Here is a 19,421-nt window from a genome sequence, read left to right on the forward strand (position 1 = left end):
ACCCCCGGCACGGACGGTGGGGTAGAGTGGCCTCCCCCTCCGCCGGAGCCGTGATGACCGACTTCTCCCGCAGGCCCCCACCTGGCCCAGGTCCGTCTTCCTTCGACGCCGAGCAGGACCCCAATCGCAGCATCACTCCCCTGGAGACGCCCGCCGCCGCGGCGAGCCCCATCCTGGCGACGCCTCCCCGTCCGCGCTCGCCCACCATGGCCGGGGTGCCCCTGGGCGGAGACAAGCCGCCGGAGCCCACCCGCTCCAGGCCGGCGCAGTCCGCGCCGCTGCCGTCCGTCATCTTCGATCCGATGCCGCGTCCCCGCGTGCCGCCCGCCCAGTCCGCGGGAGTGGCCCCGCCGGGAGCACCGCCGCCCTTCAACGAGGAGATGCTGGACGTGCAGACGGAGCGGCGCACCGCGCCCCCCGGGCCTCCCCCCGCGCCCGTGGACCCCGAACGCCGCGCGGGCCCCGGGCCGGAGCGCCGTGGTCCGGACGCGGAGCGCAGGGGGCCCCCTCCGGAGGCGGACCGTCGCGGCCCGAGCAGCCCCGTCAGCTCCGACCGTCGCACCGCGGCCACGGCGCCCCCGCAGGGCTACGTGGGCCCGGAGCGGCGCGGCTTCCGGCGCGGTGAGGCGTCGGATGCCCCGGTGACGAACCGCTTCTGGCCCGCGCAGCCGAAGACGCTGCAGGAGGCCGGCCTCAACACCACGTTCGTGGAGGAGCTGGTCCTCAAGGCCATCTTCTTCGCGGGCGAGATGCGCGGCATGGACGTGGCCACGCGCCTGCAACTGCCCACCGCGCTGGTGGACGAGGTCATCGAGGGCCTGCGCCGGCAGAAGTACATCGACATCCGCGGCGGTGGCGGATCCGGCGTGGGCCGCTCCACGATGATCTACCAGCTCACGACCTTCGTGACGGACGTGCTGCGGCAGATCCTCGACCGCAACCGCTACAACGGTCCCGCGCCCGTGCCGTTCAACGAGTGGGTCGCCGCCGTGAAGCAGCAGACCGTGCGCGGCAACCGCATCACCCGCCAGCGCATGGAGGACAAGTTCGGCGACCTGATCATCCGCGACTACATCTTCGACGGCATCGGCCCGGCGATGAACTCCGGACGCGCCATCTTCTTCTACGGTCCCCCGGGCAACGGCAAGACGGCCATCTGCCAGGGCATGGTCAACTGCTACGACGGGGACATCTTCGTCCCGCACGCGCTGCTCATCGACGACTTCGTGGTGAAGATGTTCGACGCGAACATCCACCGCGCCGTGGAGGACGAGCCCGGCATGCCGTCATATGACCGCCGCTGGGTGCGCTGCCGTCGGCCGCTCGTGGTGGTGGGCGGTGAGCTCACGCTGGAGATGCTCGACCTCGTCTACACCCCGGAGGTGAAGTACTACGAGGCGCCGTTCCAGATGAAGGCGTCCAACGGGATGCTCCTCATCGACGACTTCGGCCGGCAGAAGGTGTCCCCCAAGGACCTGCTCAACCGGTGGATCGTCCCGCTGGAGAGCGACGTGGACATCCTCACGCTCCACACCGGCAAGAAGATCCAGGTGCCCTTCGACGTGTTCGCGGCCTTCTCCACCAACCTGGACCCGAGCGACCTCGTGGATGACGCCTTCCTGCGCCGCGTCCGCTACAAGCTGGAGGTGCAGCGCCCGGACGAGGAGCAGTTCCACGAGATCTTCCAGATGATGTGCAAGAAGCGCGGCGTGCCCTACGACGCGCGCGCCGTGGACTACCTCATCGACGAGCACTACCGCCCGCTGCACCGGCCGTTCGCCGCGTGCCAGCCTCGCGACCTGTTGGATCAGGTCATCGACATGGCGAACTACCAGGGCATGACGCCGCGCCTGGACCCCACGCTGCTGGACGCCGCCGTGCGCAGCTACTTCGTGCGCTTCGACAAGCCCGAGGCGTCCGCGCCCACCTCCGCGTCCGCCCGCTGAAGCGGCTGGGGGCCGTCCCCCGCGAACGGCCCCCACGGCGACGGCTGGAGCCACGTGCGCACCGTCTCCACGGGCACGTTGGCCAGCACGTCCACGATGGACAGCCCCGTCACGAAGCGCCCCTCGCGCCCCTGCGCGTAGTCCGGGTGGCGGAAGCGCTGCCACAGCAGGCGCACGTCCACCGCGCGGAAGCGCTCGGGCTTCAGGTACACCGTGGAGCCCGTCCCCGAGTAGTACGTGTGCGCGCCCGTCTGGAGGCAGTACTCCACCAGCCGCTGCGTCTTGTCCTCGCCCCGGCGCTCCAGCGTGGAGGAACACACCAGGTTCGGCTCCAGGCCCAGCGGCTTGTAGAACAGCGCCATGCTGGACAGCAGCACGCGGAGCAGCGACCCCGGCCCGGACTCGCGCGCGGCGGCGTCGTAGAAGGGCTCCAGGAGCGGCAGCACCTGCGCGCGGAAGTGGGGCCGGCCTCCGTAGAGCGTCACCAGCGCTTGCAGGTGCTTGCGCGTCCAGGGCTGGCTTGAGTCCACCGCCAGGTCGCGGATGCGCGTGTCGCGGTGCGGATCCTCCAGCGGGATGGACAGCCACTGGAAGCCGGGCTCGGACGGAGGCGGCGTGGGCACGCCATGGGGCAGGGCGACGCGCGTGCGGCGCTGCCAGCCGCGGCGGAGCCATTGCACGTCGTCCAGCACCACCAGTGTGCCTGCGCGCGCCACCTGCTCGTAGAAGTCCACCCACGGCAGGTAGTGGGGCTGCTCGGCGACGAGGACTCCAGGGTGTCCGGACACGCCCCGGATGATAGGGCCTTTCAGCCGCCGCGCACCGGGTGGCGGAACACCGGCGGGAACACGCGCGGGGCCTTCTTCTTGCGCACGCAGGTGGTGTCCGCGCTCATGTAGCAGGCGGAGAACGCGCGCCGCCGCTGTCCGGGCCGGCCGCGCCCGGAGCGGTGCCAGACGTGGTTGTGCACGAGCAGCGCTTCTCCGGCCCGTACCGGCAGGGGCACCACATGTCCTTCCGCGTCCGCCGAGGCCACGCGGTCCGGCGGAATCACGCCGCCCAGCGCCGTCACCAGTCCCGCGCGGTGGCTGCCGGGGATGACCTCCAGGCAGCCGCCGCCCTCCGGCGCGTCGTCCAATGCGGTCCAGATTTGCAGGTCCGGCTCGCGCGTGAGGCCCCACAGCTTTCCGCCGTCCTGGTGGAAGGGCAGGTTGCTGCCACCCGCGGGGCCCTTGTGGAAGAGGATGGCGCGGTACAGGACGATGTCGCCGGGGATGCGCGCGCGGGCGATCCGCTCGAACAGCGGGTTCTCCAGCCACGCGAGGAAGCGTGGATCCTTCTCCAGCTTCTCCAGCTTGCGGTACTCCAGGGACGGGCCCTGCCAGCCCAGCCCCAGCGGCGCGTCCTCGTAGCGGCCGGTGGTGGCGTCCGGCTGGAAGAACATCCCCGGGTACACCACGCGGCCGAGCATCAGGTCGTCCGCCCGCTCGCGCAGGGCCTCCACGCCCGCGTCGTCCAGCACGCGGCCCAGGCGCGCGAAGCCGTGCGCCTCGTAGTGGGCGAGCACGGCCGCCACGTCCAATCCTTCCGCCTCCACGCTGAGCATCCGCTGCACCATTGCCTCAAGGCCCGTGCGCGTCCAGCCTGGTCGCGCGGGCAGGGGAGGGCGCGCTCGTGGGCGGGGCCTTCCGCCCTTGCACCCGCGCCTGCCCGGCCGCATGGTGGGCATGGATGCCCTACCGTCGCGCCACGCACCTCGTCTCCGCCCCGGATGGCACCCGGGTGGCGGTCCACACCCACAGCTCGGGCATGCCGGAGGAGGGGCGCGACGCGCTGCTCGCGGACCGGCCCACGGTGCTGCTGACCAACGGCATCGGCACGTCGGAGAACTTCTGGCGTCACATTGTCGCCGACCTGGAGCAGGACCACCGCGTGGTGCACTGGGACTACCGCGGCCACGGCAGGAGCGAGGAGTCGCGCGACGGGGACTACCGCGTGCAGGTACACGTGGACGACTTGGAGCGCGTCACCGAGGCGGCCATGGCGCGCGGCGACGGCCGGCCGCCGCACCACATCGCCTTCTCCATGGGCGTGCGCATCCTGCTGGAGCTGTACCGTCGGCGCCCGGACCTGGTGCCGTCCATGACGCTCATCGCGGGGACACCGGGCGTGCCGGGCTCGGCGGATCCGCGCTGGGGTTCCCGCTTCGCGCTGTCCGCCGCGAAGGGCGCCCTGGCCGCCAGCACGCCATGGGTGCCGGTGGTGGCGCCCGCGGTGAAGGCCTTCATCGCCAGCCCGCTGGCGGATCCGTTCGCCCGCGCCGTGGGGGCGCTGCGGCCCCGGGCCCCGCGCGAGGACATCGCCGAGTTCCTGGACGCGCTCTACCACATGAGCGCGCAGGCCTATTGGCGCACGCTGCGCGGCCTCACGGAGGGCCACGCCTGGGACGTCCTCCCGTCCATCCGGGTACCCGTGCTGATCATCGCCGCGAGCGATGACGTCCTCGTGCCGCTGTCGGAAGTGCAGCGGCTGCACCGCGCGCTGCCCCAGGCCGGCTGGCTCCAGGTGGATGACGCTGGCCACGCGGGCCTCCTGGAGGCCGGGACGGAGATCGCCCAGGCGGTTCGGGGCTTCCTGGACGCGCATGGATTGGAGGTTTCAACCTCCGCGCAAACCCCCGTCACTCCAGGCTGAAGCCGAGACGGTCCGGACGACCCATTCGGGCTGCCAGATCCTGAGAAAATGGTGACCCGGACGGCGCCTACGGCGTGAGCCAGAAGTCACCGAGCCTGGTTTGCGTCGGCCTGTAATTTTGTGGTTTGGAGGGAGGCTCAGTACTCAACACGGAGTCTCCATGTCCTGGTCTTCCCGGCACCTGCTGGTCCCTTTGTCAGCGGTGCTGTTGGTGTTGTCGGCGTGCGGTGGTGATGACGACGACAAGAACCCTGTCTGCGGCAACGGCATCATCGAGAGCGGCGAAGCGTGCGACGACGGCAACCGCAACGAAGGCGACCGCTGCAACAACAGCTGTCAGGTCATCACGCCCACGATTGACGCGGGCACCGACGCGGGCACGGAGACTGACGCGGGCACGGAGACTGACGCAGGCACGGAGACCGACGCGGGCACGGAGACTGACGCGGGCACGGAGACTGACGCGGGCACGACGACGGACGCGGGCACGGAGACGGATGCCGGTACGACGACGGACGCGGGCACGGAGACGGACGCGGGCACGGAGACGGACGCGGGCACGGAGACGGACGCCGGTACGGAGACCGACGCGGGCACGGAGACGGATGCCGGTACGGAGATGGACGCGGGCACGGATGGCGGCGCCATCGACGCCGGCCCGGCTCCGGATGCGGGCACCGACGCGGGCACGGAGACGGACGCGGGCACGAGCACCGACGCGGGCACCACGGCGACGCTGAGCGCGCTGGAGCCGGCCGCGGTCTTCGCTCGCACGGGCACCACGGGTGAGACGATCCCGGAGCCGCTCGAGGTCACGCTGAGCGCCGAGGCCACCACGGACGTCGTGGTCCAGGTCTCCTCGTCCAGCCCCTCGGTGGTCGTGGCCAACAACGGCCAGGTGACGGTGCCGGCGGGTTCGCGCTCGGCGCCGGTGGTCGTGACGGCGGATGAGGCGGCGGGCTCCACCAAGGCGACCCTGACGGCGACGCTGGGTTCTGCCTCCCGCACCGCCACGGTGCGCGTGCTCGGTGCGACCGAGGCGGCCTCGCTGGCGTACCTGTCGCCGGAGACGGTGTCCCTGTCCTCCGGTGAGACGGCGAACGTCACCGTGACGCTCGACATCCCGGCCGCGGCGGCCACGTCCATCGCGCTGTCCACGACGGGCAACGTGGGCTCCGTGCCGGCCACCGTGACGGTGCCGGCCAACGAGATCTCCGCGAAGTTCACCTTCACCGCGGGCGCGTCCGGTTCGACGGGCACCATCGTGGCCACGCTCAACAACCAGTCCGTGTCCGCCCAGGCGAAGGTCTCCTCCGCTCCGACGACGAACCACGTCGTCATCAGCGAGGTCGCCGCCGCTAGCTCGACCAATACGGATGATGAGTTCGTCGAGCTCTACAACCCGACGAACGAAGAGGTGAACATCGGCGGCTGGAAGGTCCAGTACAAGAAGGACAAGGGTGGCACCTACACCAGCAGCTACAAGCTGCCGGATTCCGCCCGCATCGCGCCCCATGGCTTCTTCCTGATTGCCCGTGACACCTTCGAGGGCCCCGGGACGCCCGACGCGAAGTGGGGCACGGCCCTCACCATGGGCGCCGGTGGTGGCCACGTGCGCATTGGCCCCGGCAGCCTCACGGACAAGCTCGCGGATCCCAACGTCGTGGACAAGCTGGGCTGGGGCACGGGTGACGACGGGGAAGGCGGGGCCATCAAGACCACGCCTGGCAAGGACGGCAGCTACGAGCGCAAGGCCAACGCCGCCTCGTCGGGCTCCACCATGGAGACCGGCGTCGACAAGACGGCGGGCAACAGCGAGGACACCAACGTGAACACCGCGGACTTCATCATCCGCATCACGCGCGACCCGCAGACGAGAGCGAGCGGCGTCACCGAGGTGCCGTGACGCACTGAGCAGTGACCGGCCCCCACCGTCCCTCCAGGACCGGTGGGGGCTGGAAATACCCGCGCGCTTTCGCCATAAGCGGGGGCGTGCGAGTCGTCTCCTGGAACGTCAACGGTCTGCGCTCCATCCACCGCAAGGGCTTCCTCCCGTGGCTGTCCAGGGCCCGGGCGGACATCGTGGGGCTGCAGGAGGTGCGCGCCCGCGTGGAGCAGCTCCCCGCGGAGGTTCGCGCTCCCCGCCGTTGGAAGACCCACTTCGTGGCCGCCGAGCGCCCCGGCTACAGCGGCGTGGGCCTCTTCAGCCGCCACGAACCCGAAGAGCTCACCACCACCCTGGACGCCCCGGAGATGGACGCGGAGGGCCGCCTCCAGTTCGCCCGCTTCGGCAAGCTCACCGTGGTCAACGGCTACTTCCCCAACGGCAACGGGAAGGACCGGGACCTCTCCCGCATCCCCTTCAAGCTGGACTTCTACCGCCGCCTCTTCGCGCGCCTGGAGAAGCCCCTGCGCGACAACCAGCGCGTGCTGGTGATGGGCGACTTCAACACCGCCCACCAGGACATCGACCTGGCGCGCCCGCGTGAGAACCGCGAGACGAGCGGCTTCCGCCCGGAGGAGCGCGAGGAGTTCGACCGGTGGATCCGCTCAGGCTGGGTGGACACCTTCCGCCACTTCAACCCAAAGGGCGGCCACTACTCCTGGTGGAGCCAGCGCGCCGGCGTGCGCGAGAAGAACATCGGCTGGCGCATCGACTACGTGCTGGCCACCCCCGCGGCGCTCGGCTACGTGAAGAAGGCCGCCGTGCATCCGGATGTCCACGGGTCGGATCACTGCCCCGTGAGCGTGGACCTGGACCCCTCGGTCCTCACCTGAACCCCCTCATGCCCAAGGCACCCCCCTCATGAACGCACTGCTCTCCATCTGGACCTGGGTCGAGGTGGGCCTCGTGGCCCTGGTGGGCTTCTTCGTCCAGCTCTTCCTGCTCATCACCACGTTCCTGTTCGACAAGCGCAAGTACGTGGTGGGCCGCTGCTTCCGCCTGGTGGGCGTCACCGCCGCGAAGCTCACGCCCTTCTGGCGCTTCGGCGTGCACGGCCCGGTGCCGGACCACGTGGCGGCCAACACGGTGGTGGTGAGCAACCACGAGTCCAACGCGGATCCGTTCCTCATCTCCCACCTGCCGTGGGAGATGAAGTGGCTGGGCAAGGCGAGCCTCTTCAAGGTGCCCGTGGTGGGCTGGATGATGGGCATCGCCGGCGACATCCCGGTGGAGCGCGGCGACCGCGACTCGGCCACCGGCGCCATGGCGCGCTGCAAGGAGTGGATGCGCAAGGGGATGCCGGTGATGATCTTCCCGGAGGGCACGCGCTCCAAGACGGATGAGCTCTTGCCGTTCAAGGACGGCGCCTTCCGGCTCGCCATCGAGATGCAGGCGGACGTGCTGCCCCTGGCGGTGAGCGGCACGCGGCTCGCGCTGCCCAAGCACTCGTGGCGCTTCGCCACGTCGCGCGGGCTGGTGACGGTGGGCATGCCCATCTCCACGAAGGGGATGACGTTGGATGACGTGGAGACGCTCAAGACCCGGGCGCGTGCCCAGATCGAGGCCCTGCGCGCGACGCTCAAGCCGCTGACCGGGAGCGCGGCCCCCGTCCCTGCGACGGACACCCACGCCGCCCGCTGAGCGGCCTGCGGACCGGGGGCGCGTGTCGTTCAGCAACGCTCGCGCCCCAGATTGTTCAACCCGCCAGGAGGGTCTGGACTAAGGAGTCCCCAGGTCCGTCCTCCACGGCCCGGCTCGGCGCGCGGCGCCCAGGAAGGAAACTGTGATGACCCCGGGCGGTCCACGTGAAGAGCAGCGGGTGTCCACGGGCATCCCCGGCCTGGACACGGTGCTGTGCGGAGGCCTGCGCAAGGGGCGCATGTACATGGTCCTGGGCCTGCCGGGGGCGGGCAAGACCATCCTCGCCAATCAGATCTGCTTCCATCAGGCGGCCCAGGGCCACCAGGTCCTCTACCTCACGCTCCTGGCGGAGTCGCACACGGAGCTGGTGAGCAACCTGCAGACGCTGTCGTTCTTCGACCCGGCCTGCGTGCCGGGGAAGATCAGCTACCTGAGCGCCTTCACCATCCTGGAGCAGGGCGGGCTGGACGCGCTCGCGGAGTTGGTGCGCAGGGAAATCAAGTCGCACAAGGCGTCGCTGCTGGTGCTGGACGGACTGCTGGCGGCGGAGGAGCTGGCGCCGTCGCGGCAGGCGCTCAAGAAGTTCATCCACGGCCTCCAGGTCGTGACGGGCCTCATCGGCTGCACCACGGTCGTGCTCACCACCGGCGGCACCAAGGGCCTGCGCGCGGAGCACACCATGGTGGACGGCCTGCTGGTGCTGCAGCAGCGCACCTTCGGCGTGCGCACCCTGCGCGAGCTGAGCGTGCGCAAGTTCCGGGGCAGCGCGTACAAGCTGGGACAGCACGGCTTTGAAATCACCGGCGACGGGCTCACCGTCTACCCCCGCCTGGAGTCCATGGTGGACGGCAACCTGGTGCCCGGGGCGGGCAAGCGCGAGCGCGACGCCTTCGGCGTGCCGGGCCTGGACACCATGCTCAAGGGCGGCGTGCCCGCGGGCTCCACCACCATCCTCCTGGGGCCTCCGGGCAGCGGCAAGACGCTGCTGGGGCTGGCCTTCCTCGCGGAGGGTGCCCGCCGGGGAGAGCGAGGCCACTACTTCGCCTTCTACGACGCGCCGGAGCGGATGCTCGCCCAGGCGGCGGGCGTGGGCATGCACATGCAGCCCCTGATGGAGCGCGGGGACCTGGAGGTGAGCTTCCGGCCCCCCACGGAGAACATCCTCGACAAGCTGGGGATGGAGCTCTTGACCACCATCCGCAGCGGCCGGGTGCGCCGCATCTTCCTGGACGGCTACGAAGCGCTGCTGCGCTCCTCGACGCGCCAGGCGCGGGTGGCCCGCTTCCTGGCGGCGCTCGTCAACGAGTGCCGCGTGCGCGAGGTGACGCTCGTCTACACCGTCGAGGCCTCCTCCGCCTTCGGGCCGGAGGTGAAGTTCCCGCTCAAGGGCATCTCCATGGTGGCGGAGAACATCCTGTTCCTGCGCATGGTGGAGCTGCACTCCGGGCTGCGCCGCTTCATCGCGGCGCTCAAGGTGCGCAACAGCGCCTATGACCCCGCGCTGCGCGAGCTGGACATCACCAGCGAGGGGCTCGAGGTCGGAGAGCCCTTCGCGGAAGGACAGATGCTGATGACGGGGCTCGCACGCACGCGGACTCCGGAGCCGGCCCCGCTGCCGAAACCGCGCCGCAAGCCGCGCGCGAATACCCCGTCCTCCACCAGGGCCAGCCCGTCCAAACCGCGCCGGAACGTCCGCAAGCGCCGAGGCAGCTGACCATGGGGCCCGTCCTCATCGTCGACGACGAGTTCGGCATCGTGGAGGCCGTGCGGGACCTCCTGTCGGACGAAGGCTACCGCACCGTCACCGCGCTCAACGGCCGCGAGGCCCTGGAGCGAATGGGGCAGGAGCGTCCGGCGATGGTGCTGCTCGACTACATGATGCCGGTGCTCAACGGGCCGGGCGTGCTGGAGTCCATGCAGCAGGACCCGGTCCTGCGCGACGTGCCGGTGGTGATGATGAGCGCCAGCCCGCCGGAGTTCTGGCAGCACCTGCCGTGCGCGGCCTTCCTGCCCAAGCCCTTCGACATTGATCAGCTGCTCGCCGTGGTCCGCCGCATCATCGGCGCACCGCCCCTGACGCACTGAAAACCTGTCTGGAATTGAAGGCGGCAGCCCGTGACCTTGACATGAATGTCATGGGCAAACTATGTCGCCGTGTTGACTGGGTGACAGCTCAAGCGTTGGCGCCCTCGTGTCGGTCATCGACCGGGAAGGCGTCTTGAAATCGCTCTGGTGTGTGTGTCTCCGGTCTTCCTGGCTCCTGGGTGGACTGATGGCAGGCGTATTGGCGTGTTCCGCTGAGCAGCCGGCTCCGGCCGCCGAACCCTCAGGTGTCCTTGCCGAGCACCGCACGGCGCTGGCGGAGACCGCTTCGAATGAAGTTGGCGAGGACTGCACGAAGTTTGGTGCCTCCGGATGCAAGTCCGGCCTCTGCCTCCACGCGGGGGCTTTGCCCGACGAGGGATACTTCTGCAGCCAGACCTGCACCGGCGAAGCCGGGTGCCCGGCGCAGTGGAAGTGCTCGCGGCCGCATCCCGGGGCCCGCACCCGCATCTGCGTTCCCCCCGCGGAGTGGAAGGGTGCCGTGGCGCCTTCCCGCGGCTGATCCCCTCTTTCCTCTTCAAGCATTCTTCTCCGTCGGAGACGGCGATGCCTTTGTCTGTCCGGATGTTGTTGTGTGTCCTTTGCCTGGTTGCCTGGAGAGGGGCGGAAGCCGCGCCCATGTGCTCCTCGGGTCAAACGACCTCATGCACCACCAGCGGGGGGTGTAACGGCGTCAAACAGTGCTCGGCGCCTCCAGGGGGCGTGGGGGAGTGGGGCGACTGCATGGCCGGCACCCAGCCGCAGTCCTGCGGTGCGTGTGGCGCGGGCGGCACCGCGATGTGCTTGGACGGTGAGAACCTGGGACCGTGCCAGCCTCCCACGGCCCAGCCGATGGACTACTGCGGTAACGCCTGTGACGACGACCGGGATGGCACCCTGAACGAAGGCTGCGCTGGCAGCTCCACGTTCGACTACTGCGAACTGCGGTCGGGCCAGTATGTGCGCTGGACCTGCGGTTGTGGGGATGGGTTGAACGTCGGCTACTGCCTGGGCTCGGGGGATTCCCAGACCTCATGCAGCGGCCCGAACGGATGTCTGAAGGCCCCGATGTTCGGGCTTTACGGCAACACCCAGGCCGGAGGGAACTTCCAGTGCTGTGTGTCCAGCAAATCCTGCAGTGAAACAGGTTACATCGCGGGTGAGATGCACTGTGGCACGGGAAGCTCACAAAACTTCCAATGCGCACCCGGCGGAACCTCCTGCGAAGACAGCAACGCGTGTGGCAACACCTGCGCGGCAATCAAGCCACAGATTGATACCTTCACGGGGGCGAGGACCCTCAGCGGCACCTATTGCGCGGCGGGCCCCGTCTGCGCCTACGCCCAAGGAGGCTTTGGCAACCCGGGTGGTGGCCCCAGCGCCAGCGCCGAGCCTACCTGTACGCTGGACGAGACCGGAAATCCAATTGAGTGCAGTGCCGAGGGCACCACCACCGTAATGGGCCCTCGCATTGTCGGCGTCAGGACTCCCCTGCCGGGGAGAGGCCTGACAAACCCACCGCGGGAGCACCTGCCGGGTCCTGATGTCCCACGCGGTGGTGGAGGCCGCGGCGTTGGGACTGGTGGGGGAACTGGCGCGGAGGAAGGGGAGGGGCGTCCGGAACCCGAACCTGAAGTCTGTGGAGTTGGTGGCGAGACGGTCGCGACCTCCGGTGTCTCCTCCATGTCCGCCCCTCGCGTGAACCTGAAGGACTTCACCACGCGCTTTACCGCGACGGATGTGGGCATCCACGGGGAGCAGGGCGGCCTGAACTTCGTCCGCAAGTACGTCTCCACCGACAACTTCTGGTCCTACCAGTCGATGTTGGGCAACAGCACGGAGCCGTTCATCGCGAAGCCCTTTGGCTCCAGTCCGACCCGCCAGAGCTCCATGCGCTGGTGGCACACCCTCTACAGCTTCGTCCACTTCCAGGGGAGTGTTCCCGGGGTCAGCACCTGGGCCGTACGCGATACGGAGGGCGAAATCATCGAGTTCGCGGCCTGCCAGCTCACCGGCTCCGGTTGCTACGCCACGCTCCGCACAAACAGCCGCTGGTCCAACGCCAGCCTCTTCTGGGCCAGCACCGGGACCTTCATCCTCACCAAGCCGGGGGAAGGCCGCTTCGTCTATGGCCACAGGTGGACAGCGACGGCCGGCGGTCTGGTGCGGCGCTTCTTCCTGAGCCGTATCGAGGAGGATCGTCTGACGGGAACTCCGCGTGTACGCCTCACGCTGACGTACGCGGCGCCCCCTCCGTTCAATCAGAACGGCCAGGTGTTCGCCTGCCCGGGTGCGAGCGCCCTGGGCAATGGGGTGCCGTATCTCTCCACGGTCACGACAGAGGAGGGCAGCCGACTACGCCTGTCCTATCGGCCCGTCATCTCCGCACCGGGAGTCACTCCAGGAATGGAGTGCGTCCTGGACACGCTGTATCTGCGCAACAACCCCAACTCAGGCAGTTCCGTCGAAACCGCAGTCGCGGTCTACCACTATCCCCTTGCGTCGGGCCTCAGCTTCGAACAAGCCGGCCTTCTTTCCCGGATTGACTATCCGGAAACCGGGGACAGCGTCTCCTACGAGGACACCACCGCGACGACCGCCACCTCCACGGCGTGGAAGATCTCGGTCAATCAGTCGGTCCTGACGGGACATACGTATCAGTCCGGGAAGGTGGCGTCGGTCAGCACGGGTACGACCACCACCATGGCCATGAACGCGGGTTCCGGTGACTGCGATGGTCCGGCCGCCATGGGAGGCGGATCCAACTGTGTCCCCCCCTCGGCGGAGCCCACGACCGCGACTTCAGGCGACTCCGCCGGCACGTCGGTTCAATATCGCCGCAGGTTCTTCTCCCGGAGTACCGCTTACGCGCCCTACGCCATCCTGGACGGAGTCCAGGACACGTGCGTGTCGGGCAACTGCATGAGCTTCGCGGCCGGAGATGTCAGCTATGGGTATGCGACGCCAGCGGATGGCACGCTCTACATGAGCTCTGCCCGGAACAAGCTCGGGCGCTACGACACCACTCAGATGACCTTCGCTCCGGCGGGCACGGGCTCCATTTCCGGGACTGCCAATCCGGTGAAGCAGGTGTCTCGGGGGTACGGCCAGGACTTCTACGGCAACGGGGGCGTCGTGGGTGGAACGACGACCCAGGAGTTCGCCAGCTTTCCTTCGGGATCAATCCCAAGCCCCTGGAAGCCGGTGGAGTTCTCCACGAACACCCTGCCGTCCGTGTTGCAGCCGAATGGCCAGGTCGTCACGCGGACGACCTACGACACGTCGACACGGTTCGTGAAGTCCGTCATCCGCTCCGGCTTCACCCAGACGTTCAACGCGGTGACTGGTACATGGTCAAGCCCCGTGGCCCGGCATGTCGGCATCTTCTACTACAACCACCTCAAGTGCTCTGGGGAAGCCGATACGGGCGGCACCGTGCTGAAGGAGGTGCGAGGGCCTTGTCTCGTGAGTGACCCAGAGGCGACGGGCTGTACGGGCTCTGATTTCCCCATCACCCAGTATCGATACTACGGACCGCCCTCCGTAGAGCGCAGCAACAACGCGGGGCGCCTCTGGAAGGTGTCGCGTTACACGTATCACGATGCCGAGACATGCGCCTGGTCACCGCTCACGACCGAATACCAGGACTACGACGCGCGCGGCGTTGCAACCAAGGTCATCACTCCTCAAGGCGCCATCATGACGATGACGTACCAGGGAGGGCGTCTCGTAGCGGCATCGGGTGAGGGCCTGTCAACGTTCCTGCGCTACGACGGACCACAGGTGCGCGCGGTACAGAAGCCTGATGGGGTCTGGACTGTCTACTGCTATCGGACCGGCACCGCTGGGGCGGGATGCCAGGGTGGGCAGAAGACAAGCCAGCTCCAGTGGGTGGCCATGGCGGATGATGAGTTTGGAGCGGACTGGAGCGAAAAATCGGTCAGGACCTACTGGCCTGGCGGTGCGTTGAAGACCGAGGAGCGGCGTTCCCGCCGCAATGGCGTCGAGGAACTTCGGACTCAGTCAACGCAACATCCGGACCCACAATTGCGCCCCACCTATGCCAGGCAGGGGCAGGGAGCAGGAAGTTTCGCCTCCGTCAGCGGCTTCGACCTCAATAGCAATCTGATCGCGACCGGCCGGCCCTTCAATGCCGCCCCTGACTTCTGCCGCAATCCGGATGCGACCCTGTCCGCACTCTGCACCCAGATGGGGTACGACTCGGCGGACCGCCTCAACCGCGTCTCTGAGTTCCTGACAGGCGGTGTCGAACAGCACACGACGCTCGCCTACGATGCCCACGGCAACGTGAACGCCGTTCGCGCGGGCTGTGCCAGCGCGGTCGCGGGTTGTGGACTGCTGGCTTCGTACCAGTACGACGACTTCGGAAATCTTGTTCAGGCACAGCTTCCGCATGCCACCGGGCCGGTGCGCCAGTCCTTCGACGCACGTGGCAACCTGCTCGTGAAGCAGACGGAGGCCATGCGGTTGGCCAACGAGTGGCTGGAGTACAGCTACGACATCCTGAGCCGGCCCAGGATCGCGACGCGCAGGAGCAGCGGCTCAACGCCCGTGAGTGAGGTGCTCTACCGCTTCGGCTATGACGCGGACGCGGCGGTGCCTTACCGCTGCGGCAGCACCAATATGCATTCTGCGGGACGGATGCTGTATCGCGACGACTCGCTGGGCCGCACCTGGTACAGCTACGACGTCCTGGGGCGGGTGGAGGCGGAGGCGCGCCAGCGACAGGGCGACTGGGAGTGTACGCCGGAGCTGGAGACGCTGTACATGTACGACAGCCTTGGCCGGTTGTCGGGCGTGCAGTATCCGTATGGCCGCACCGTCACCTATGTCTATGGGATGCAGGCGAATGCGCATCGGGTCTCCGCCATTGATGTGAATCTGTTCACGAGCTCTGGTCCGCAAACCAAACGACTGCTGAGCAAGGTGGCGTGGGAGCCGTTCGGAGGTCTGCGGGGCTATCAGATCAACCCGTTGCCCCCGCAATCAAGCCCGGTGGCCGTGGAGTACGCGCTGGGGGATGATGGCACGCAGGCCCCTACTGGTTGCTCAGTGGCCTTCCCGTCCGCCGCGAATTCGGATCTGACGGGGCGGCTGCGCTCGCTGCGCGTATACCGGGATGACTTCAATCCGGGCAGCACCTTCAACGATGGTGGCATCTACAAGCGCACCTATACGTGGAATGCCGATCAAGTGGCTCGGACGGACACGTGTCTTCTGGGAGCGACGACGCCCAGGACGGAGCTGTTTGCCTATGACCGGCCCCTACGGCTGACGTCCGCGTCTCGGTCCGCAGGCAACTGGGACGCGACAGGCGGAGCCTTCGTGGAGCAGAACTTTGGCTACGACCGCCGGGGCAACCGGTCCCAGTTCAGCCAGTTCTCCAGCGCCTACCCATACACGCTTGCGTATGAGACTGGGACGCGCTCGGACCTGCTGTTGTCCGTGACGCCGCCATCCGGGCAGTACAAGGAGGTGGACTTCACCTATGACGCGGACGGACGCGCCGTGACCAAGGAGATGGGACACTACACCACGGGCCAGCCCGCGAACCTCATGGAGATGGGCTATGGCCCCTTCAACACCCAGGACGGGCAGGGGGCCGCGCGCGAGTCCGTCTTCCGTGCGGTGCGCGTCAACGGCCTGACGTACAACTATTTCTACGATGCCCTGGGGCGCAGGCGCGCGAAGGTCAACCCGTTCAATCGGCGGGATGAGTTCTTCCATGGGACTGGCAACCAGCTCCTGGTTGACCAGGGATGGAATGAGGTCGTTCCGTTCCAGGGAAGCTTCCGCGTGGTGGATGACTACATCTGGCTTGGAGGGCGTCCGGTGATGCTCTTCCGTGGCCGGCTGGATGCGACGCAGAATGTCCGTGAGTCCGACTCGACCGTGGATTGCCGCCGGGATGGCGAGTCCGCGGCCTGCGGTGTCTATTTCCCCGTGACGGACATCGTGGGCAAGCCACTCCTGATGCTGAACGGCGATGGGTTGGTGGCAGGCGCGGCGGACTACCAGCCGTTCGGCCATGTCAACCGGCTCTCCACGCCGGACAGCTCCACGATTCCCTATCCAGATGATGATGGAGAGACCTTCGCGGGCTTCACTCAGGCCGCGGAGAACAGCAGTGTCCAGGTACGTGCGCGGGCCCGGTTCGTGTTCATCGACATCCATGATGGGCAGGACGGCGTGAGGGTCTCGACGAACGACCTTTTGGATCCCCAGGAGGCGACCTACGAGGATTCGGAGATGAACCAGGTGATAACCCCCTGGTTGTCGCTGCCTGCCAACGGAATGTCGGTGCACATCGCAGCGGGCCCGCCCGACAGCACCGGGCCGAATACGTCCGCGGGCGCTGCGATGGAGAGCTTCGAGTATCAGCGCTATCAGACGGGCGCGCAGCCCTTCTGGACGCCCCTGCGCTTCATGGGGCACTATTACGACGCGGAGACGGACCTCTTCGAGAACTGGAACCGCTACTACGACCCGAGTGTGGGGCGGTACCTGCAGCCGGAGCCGTTGCTGGCGGATGCATCCTCGGTTCTGTCCTATCTGGTGGGTGGGCGTTCTCTGGCTGCGTACTCCTATGCCTCGAACAACCCCTTGTTTTTTGTAGACGACAACGGGCTCTGGTTCCGAAATTATGGCCCAACGCCTGTTCCGGTGAAGCCGGAAACAGGCGGATGGTTTGTTGTGCCCTCGGGGATGGAGTATCCAGGACAGATTGATGGTTTCTTTCATGGGGGGAGCTGGGTGAAGATTTATGGAAAGGACAATGTCTGCGCAAGAAGTGATGTGGAGGTCAATCCCAATGACAATGTCGACTGCCGTGGTGGCTTCTGCATGTTGGTTCCGCCCAACCGGCGTCAGCAGGCGCCTGATGATACTTGGCTTCTGCCAGACACGTATGGTCAGCCATCCATACCGTTGACGAATGCTCCGGCCTGGGCTGCTCCGGTCCCAGTCACCCGATTCCCCTGACCCCGTGGGTAAAATGTCCAGAGCGCTGCTGACGGCTCTTACGCTGTTGATTATGAGCAGCCTTGGGGCAGCCGTTGTCACGCGGCTGCGCTGGGGCTATCTCGTGGTACCACCTAGCGGTGAGGGGGTGGTTTCCTCGGCAGATAGGGTCGATTCAGTCGTCCATTATCATGTCGCCCCTGGCGGGATGCTTGAAGTCCGGGCGCCAGCGGCAGTTGCTGCCTCGGACCCAAAGGCATGTCATGTCTTTGAAGTGGAATGTCTGGAGGGACGGCTTCTGAGGACAATAGGATCAAGCCAGAGCGCCCCGGTTTCCGAGGAGTATCTGAGGAGACTCAAGCTTGACGTCGAAGAGGTGTGTGGGGACTGGCCGGGTGAACGGTGGGGGCTGGGAATAACATTGATGCTGTCGGCGGGTCCTGCCCGGCTTGTTGCTTGTCGTTCCTCCGATATTGGTGATGACGTTCATTTGTATCGTGAGATGCTGTTTTCGACCACGGAGACAAGAGAATTAGCTTCGTACAGGTACGAGGTGTCGGGATTAGAGGTCCTCACGATGCCCGTACTTACCGTCCTGTTCTTCGGACTGGGAGGAGTTCTGATTCTGATTGTGCGGAACGTGCGGCGATTGATTCGACGGGGCGGTCCAGAACTCATTTGAGATAGTCGTTGAGGCTCTGACCCTGAGCTATCCCCTCATTTGAGATTCCTCCTCGGAGAAGCCGAGTAGTCGTCCGGCCAATGACGTGCCGGGACGCTTGATGACAGACGCGGACCGTGCTCGGCGAGCGCCGCGAGGAGTGAGCGGGTCAGGGACTGGGCTGGAGGGCGAAACCCTGGAGCCGTGAACGACGGCTCCAGGGGCTTCCAGCCTTGAGGTCGGCCCCGCGCATCCTGGCGCGGTGTGGTCGCTCACTCGGGGCTGGCATTCCACCCATCTCCACTGACGGTGCGCACCCGGGCGCCACGGCGCACTGCATCAACGGATTTACCCCGCGGAGCCCGTGTCCGGCGGCTTGCAAATGGGTAAAGGGGGCTGGTATTTCTTCGCCAATCGAACGAACTCGCATGTTCGCGATGGGCGGGGACGCCGGATGGCTCCAGCTGGCAGGAGCCAGGGCGGCGGGAGAGAGCGGATTCTCCTCTGACGTATGGTGGCGTGGGTGACGCGGCGCGACATGCGGGCGGCGGCTTCCAGCAGCTTTTGATTTCTTCGTCGTAAGAACGAAGTCATCCCAGCAAGACAACCCGGAGGGGATTCATGCTTCGCAACACGCGTTTCAAGTGGACGTTGGCGGCCGTTGGAGTCTTCGCGGTCGCGGGGCTCGTTGGCGCCTGTGACCCTGAGGACGACCCCACCCCCAGCACCCAGAACGACGCCGGCACCACCAAGCCGGACTCGGGCACCACCACGGACGCCGGCACCACGACCGACGCGGGCACGACCACGGACGCGGGCACGGACGCGGGCACGACCACGGACGCGGGCACCACCACGGATGCCGGCGTGGACGCGGGCACGCAGACGACGCTGCCCCTGGCCGTGGACGGCACCTGGGCGGCCAGCGGCTACATGGGTTCGGGCGGAGGCACGCAGGGGGGGCTGGTGGACGAGCCCATCTGTCACACGCCCCGTCCCGGTGCGGGCCTGGGCAACTGCCACAAGTTCACCGCCACCAAGAAGGATGACGCCTGGGCCGGCGTCTACTGGCAGTTCCCGGAAGGCGCCTGGGCGGATGACCCGCGCCCCGGCTTCCTGGTGCCGGACGGCGCGAAGTCCGTGAGCTTCTATGCCTGGAGCGAATCCGGCGGCGAGGTCGTGGACTTCTTCGTGGGCTACGGCGATGCCACCAAGGACGGCTTCGCGAAGAAGATCAACGTCACGCTGACCAACGAGCCCAAGCAGTACACGCTGGACATCAGCAAGGTCCGCTACGCCGAGGTCGGCGCGGGCTTCGGCTGGTCGGCGGGCGGGCTGGACGTCAAGCCGCTTGTGCTCTTCATTGACGACATCCAGTGGCACTGACCACCACACCCTGAGCGCCTGGCGCGCCAACAACGGAACGTGAGCGGACGATGAGAGCGGGAACGGCGGTGTTGACGGTCGATGC

11 protein-coding genes are annotated in these 19,421 nt (G+C 67.5%); 9 read left to right on the forward strand and 2 right to left on the reverse strand.

Translation table 11 applies throughout. The features are described from left to right. The first annotated feature begins 53 nt into the window (after positions 1-53). Entirely contained in the window at positions 54-1,946 is a 1,893-nt protein-coding gene (locus NR792_RS06935; protein ID WP_375759274.1) for an ATPase, read from the forward strand. Here NR792_RS06935 and NR792_RS06940 read toward each other — a convergent pair. Further along, positions 1,886-2,734: a WbqC family protein gene (locus NR792_RS06940; protein WP_375759275.1), complete on the reverse strand. Its 849-nt coding sequence runs from the start codon at positions 2,732-2,734 to the stop codon at positions 1,886-1,888. The two genes, NR792_RS06935 and NR792_RS06940, sit on opposite strands and share 61 nt — an antisense overlap. Before the next feature lie 20 nt (positions 2,735-2,754). Further along, positions 2,755-3,552 carry a phytanoyl-CoA dioxygenase family protein gene (locus NR792_RS06945; RefSeq protein ID WP_375759276.1) on the reverse strand — a complete coding sequence of 266 codons (798 nt, stop codon included), beginning with the start codon at positions 3,550-3,552 and terminating at the stop codon, positions 2,755-2,757. A 125-nt stretch (positions 3,553-3,677) separates the two neighbouring features. On the opposite strand from NR792_RS06945, the gene NR792_RS06950 reads away from it, so the two are divergent. From NR792_RS06950 to NR792_RS06985, 8 genes are all read left to right on the forward strand, one after another. Next, positions 3,678-4,640, forward strand: a complete 963-nt coding sequence (locus tag NR792_RS06950; protein ID WP_375759277.1) for an alpha/beta fold hydrolase — start codon at positions 3,678-3,680, stop codon at positions 4,638-4,640. A gap of 160 nt (positions 4,641-4,800) precedes the next feature. After that, positions 4,801-6,546 carry a lamin tail domain-containing protein gene (locus tag NR792_RS06955; protein ID WP_375759278.1) on the forward strand — a complete coding sequence of 582 codons (1,746 nt, stop codon included), beginning with the start codon at positions 4,801-4,803 and terminating at the stop codon, positions 6,544-6,546. A gap of 86 nt (positions 6,547-6,632) precedes the next feature. Then, on the forward strand, positions 6,633-7,418 hold the full coding sequence (locus tag NR792_RS06960; RefSeq protein WP_375759279.1) for an exodeoxyribonuclease III: 786 nt from the start codon (positions 6,633-6,635) through the stop codon (positions 7,416-7,418). A 28-nt stretch (positions 7,419-7,446) separates the two neighbouring features. Beyond that, on the forward strand, positions 7,447-8,226 hold the full coding sequence (locus NR792_RS06965) for a lysophospholipid acyltransferase family protein (protein ID WP_375759280.1): 780 nt from the start codon (positions 7,447-7,449) through the stop codon (positions 8,224-8,226). A 145-nt stretch (positions 8,227-8,371) separates the two neighbouring features. Beyond that, complete coding sequence (locus NR792_RS06970; protein ID WP_375759281.1) at positions 8,372-9,940, forward strand: RAD55 family ATPase; 1,569 nt, start codon at positions 8,372-8,374, stop codon at positions 9,938-9,940. A 2-nt stretch (positions 9,941-9,942) separates the two neighbouring features. Further along, positions 9,943-10,311, forward strand: coding sequence for a response regulator (locus NR792_RS06975; protein ID WP_375759282.1), 369 nt, complete (start codon positions 9,943-9,945; stop codon positions 10,309-10,311). 1,680 nt (positions 10,312-11,991) lie between these two features. Continuing rightward, positions 11,992-17,310, forward strand: coding sequence for an RHS repeat-associated core domain-containing protein (locus NR792_RS06980; RefSeq protein ID WP_375759283.1), 5,319 nt, complete (start codon positions 11,992-11,994; stop codon positions 17,308-17,310). Positions 17,311-18,571: 1,261 nt separating this feature from the next. Next, on the forward strand, positions 18,572-19,336 hold the full coding sequence (locus NR792_RS06985; RefSeq protein WP_375759284.1) for a hypothetical protein: 765 nt from the start codon (positions 18,572-18,574) through the stop codon (positions 19,334-19,336). Positions 19,337-19,421: the final 85 nt, after the last annotated feature.

This window comes from Corallococcus exercitus (assembly GCF_042231735.1).
GTDB lineage: Bacteria > Myxococcota > Myxococcia > Myxococcales > Myxococcaceae > Corallococcus > Corallococcus exercitus_B.